General features: G+C 49.3%; 3 protein-coding genes. 1 reads left to right on the forward strand and 2 read right to left on the reverse strand.

The features are described from left to right. The coding region (locus ABYW01_RS15650) for a TolC family protein (RefSeq protein WP_372834418.1) at positions 1 to 845 on the reverse strand (845 nt) is incomplete at its 3' end. 312 nt (positions 846 to 1,157) lie between these two features. On the opposite strand from ABYW01_RS15650, the gene ABYW01_RS15655 reads away from it, so the two are divergent. Continuing rightward, positions 1,158 to 1,847 (forward strand): transglutaminase-like cysteine peptidase, encoded by a 690-nt coding sequence (locus ABYW01_RS15655; protein WP_372834422.1) that lies wholly within the window; start codon positions 1,158 to 1,160, stop codon positions 1,845 to 1,847. 48 nt (positions 1,848 to 1,895) lie between these two features. Here the strand turns inward: ABYW01_RS15655 and ABYW01_RS15660 are convergent. Then, positions 1,896 to 4,152, reverse strand: a 2,257-nt coding sequence (locus ABYW01_RS15660) for an Ig-like domain-containing protein (protein ID WP_372834425.1), incomplete at its 5' end; no start/stop codon positions are given.

Raw genomic sequence — 4,152 nt, forward strand, 5'->3', positions numbered from 1 at the left:
AAGTCTTCCACCTCCTTGCGCAAACGCAGGTCCAATCGAGGCAGCATATCGGCATCTTTGGATTTACGTGCCGCTTGTGCAGCCAGCATATTTTCTGTCGCGGCATTCAGATCCGGATGCATCACATAAGCACGGTTCAGGGCTTCGTTGCGTGTAACAGGGATCAGCTCAGTTTTTAGACTGGGTTCATCAAGCTGTTCTGCTGGCAATTCTCCAATTACTCGCTGGAAACGGGCGGTAACGTCATGCAGATTAGTCGCTTCGGTCAGAAGGTTCGCTTCAGCCAGTGCCAATCGTGCTGTCGCCTGCTCCAGATCGACGCGCCGACCAATGCCTGCGTCGGTACGCTCTTTGATATCATCATAAACCTGACGGTGCTCAATGTAGTTTTCCTTCGCCAACTCAACGAGTTTTTGGTAACGCAACGTATCGAGGTAGGCCCGGGTGGTGTCGAGCACAACATCTTCAGATGTTTTTCGGAACTGGTAAAAGCGGACTTTACTGACATGATTCAGGCGTGCTACTTCGTTTTTCGTCGCAAAACCATCAAACAACATCTGTGTCAGGCTCAAACGCACACTCCAGGGATCGTACGAGATGTCGGAGGTGTTATCTCGGTCCAAACGCTCATGCCCTATCTGCGCATTCAGGTCCACCCGTGGGTAATACCCTCCTTTGCCAACCCGCTGCTCTTCCTCTGAGGCTTCAAAGTTGTACCAGCTGGCTTTCACCTCGGGGTTCCCTTCAACCGAACGAGAGATCGCATCGTTAAGAGAACTTACGGGTTCGGCCCAGGCTGGGGCTGCTGAGATCACTAACGCAGCCAGAAATAAACGTTTGCTCATTTTCTAATCTGCCTTTCAAAATCATCGGTAAAATCTGCTGATTAATTTTTAACCACCAGTCGTGTATTTCAAGATAGACGACAGTGGTATGTAAAGACAGCTTTACACCTAAAAAATTGAGGATTAATTATTCAAGAAAAGTTAGAATCGGCCGATATTTAACCAGATGTCGCGGCACCACTGTAAACAGAGTCTCTATACAAAAGAAACACCAGGTTATTTTTCAACCAAAAGTTTCCTTTATATCTCTGTCAGCACCATTTTTGACTTTATTCAGTTTACTGATCAGTTGTTTAGTCAGGAGCAGTATTTGTGCGTTTAAGAATCGGTACATGGGTAACAAACAGTCTGTTCTGGCTGTTCCTTCTGGGTGCATCAACCAGTGTTACTGCAAATACATCAGCAGAAAGTCTCGAAAGACTGAGTAATATCCAAAATCTGGCCGAGCGCCGTTATGGTAATCTGGCCGCAGACTCTGTGAGTCGCTGGCGCCACCTGTTAGATGCCAGCTACAACCTGCCTGAGCGGGAAAAACTCCATAGAATCAATAAGTTCTTCAACCTGCACGTATACTACGACGAAGATAAAAAAATTTGGCAGAAGGCTGATTATTGGGCCACACCGCTTGAAACGCTGGCCCGTGCACGTGGTGACTGCGAAGATTTTACGATCGCCAAATATATATCACTGCGTCTGCTGGATATTCCCGCAAACAAATTAAAGCTAACGTACGTCAATCTTTATCCGGTAATCGGCGATAGCAGCGATAAACAAGCACATATGGTGTTGGCTTATTACCCGGACGAACAGTCAGACCCGCTTATTCTGGATAATTTGCAGGGTAAAATATTACCCGCTTCCAAACGTCCAGAATTAAAACCCGTGTTCAGCTTTAATGACTCAACAATGTGGGTCGATGGCCAGCAAAGCGATGTAAAGCCACAGTTACGCCTTAGCAGATGGCGCGATGTTTTAAATCGTATGCACGACGATGGTCTGTAATAAAATACAGTCATCGTCGCACCTGTCCGATTAATCCCCCTGCAAAGGTTAAAGGTCAGTAATTAATGTACCGTTGGTCACCAGATCCTGAACCAAAGCAGACTGATCCACCACGTTGTTGACGGTATAGGCACTGACTAGATCCACATTTTCCAGAACGATCACCTGTTCCACATCACCGGCATTAAAACCACCAGCAAAATCACCGTCAGTGCTGATCTGCACCACTGTATTGCCATCCCCGTTCAACTCGAAGTGCAGGAAGTGAGTCAGATCCCCTCCGTCTTCCCCTTCAAGTAGTTCACTCAGGTTCAGTGTATCCCCACCGCTGGCAGGCAAACTGCTGTCAAAATCAGTGATAGTATCTGTTGCGGGAGATCCAGCGATACCACCATCATTAAGCTGCCATACAAAGGTATCTGAACCGGTACCACCGATCAGCGTGTCGTCACCCAGCCCACCAATCAGGCTGTCATCTCCGGCATTCCCCGAGATCTGATCGTTACCATCCATGCCATTGAGGGTATTGGCCAGTTCATTCCCGCCAAGCGCATTGCCAGTGCCGTCTCCGTTCAGGTCACTCAGTGTGCCGCTCATATCGATCTCAATCGTATCGCTGTCGGTGTCCTGATCACCGTCAGTCACGTTGATACCGGCACTGATATTGAAGTCCTGAGCTTCCGTCAAGTAATTCACCGTCAGCTCGTTAGGGACCAACTTGTATGCCCCACTGTCGGACTCAAAAACAATAAACGTAAAGCCATCCAGGCCAAGGTCAGATGCAGTAACGGTGACGGTGTCGTTGTCTGAGACTGTTACGACATTGCTAGACACGCCGGCCGGCAGATCGGTATAGGTAAATCCATCAACTCCGAGGTTTTCCAATTCGGAAGGCTTCACACTGTAAACGGTATACCTCAAGTCCGCCGTACCGTTCCCTACGATATCCACCATCAGACTCATGCTAAGCACGTTCTGATCAAAGCTCATGAACAGGTGATCATCCTTATCGGTATCTGCATCAACATCCTGCCCCGTTCCAACCCCCATGGTATTTGCGCTGGTGTTGACCGTACTGCGAATATAAGCACTGCTACCTGCCTCATATTCATACCCATAGAACAGCGTTTGAATAGGATCTTCGAGCGCGCCGTTAGAGGAGAGCCTGAAGCTGCTACTGTTGCCACCTGAAAGGTTAGCCGCAATTCCCACATCACTGGCCACCGTTTGGACAGCCATATACTGGTGGTAGGTATACGTGCTCAAATCCTCATTCAGCGTCAGAGTAAATACGGTTGTATCGTCGGCTAACTTACCTGTCACCGTTTTAGTACCCGCATCACTGGTGATCGTGATCGGTTCTTCATTGGCATACAGGTCAACACTGGTATTCACCGTACCCCAACTGAAACTCTCCGGTGTATCGGCAGAGGAGTCCAGATCAATGGCCCCCAGAATCTGCCCTACTCCGTTCAAGCCATGCGCATCCGATATCGAAAGAATCTCGGGTTGATCATCTATCTGACTAATAATGAGCGATCCGGAAGGAGAGCTATCACCGTCAATATCCATTGCGCTGACGACAAACGATACGCTATCCAGATCACTACCTGGATCGTGATTCACCGGGTTAAGCAAGGTATAGCTGTACGACACATCTCCGGTACCTGCGTTATAACCGGTGACAACCAGATCTTCATTGAGATTACTGACCACACTCAATGGGGTGATAACCGTTGCGGTGGCCAGTTGAGCGGCGGTGAATGTGACACCTGCCATGGTGACTGATGCCAGACCGTCCGGCGCAATCACTTTAAAACTGCCATTGGCCGTTTCACTGGTATCCCCCACCGACAGCAAGCCAACATCGTAAACAGCAACGCCATCACTGCCGGTGAAATCCAGTTCAACACCGTGATCCTCACCCACATCAATGGTGACTGTGGCCGTGTTTGAGACCGCTCCGGAATCATCTTTGATGGTGTAGGTGAAGCTATCCTGGCCGATGAAGGTACCATTTGGCGTGTAGCTAAACGTACCGTCCAAATTCAGAGTGACCGTTCCCTGCGAAGGCTGCGTGAAGCCATTGATCTCAATGGGGTCGCCCTCTGGATCAGAGTCGTTAGCCATCACATCAATATCAATCGCCGTGTTCTGATCTGTTGTGTCGCTATCATTGACCGCGACTGGCGCATCGTTCACCGGCTCAACGGTGATGCTGACCGTCGCCGGGTTTGAGGTGGTACCCGTGGCATCATCTACGGTGTACGCAAAGCTGTCCGGTCCGTTGTAATCCTGATCCGGC

The sequence above is a fragment of the Pontibacterium sp. genome (genome assembly GCF_041587635.1).
Taxonomy (GTDB): domain Bacteria; phylum Pseudomonadota; class Gammaproteobacteria; order Pseudomonadales; family Balneatricaceae; genus Pontibacterium.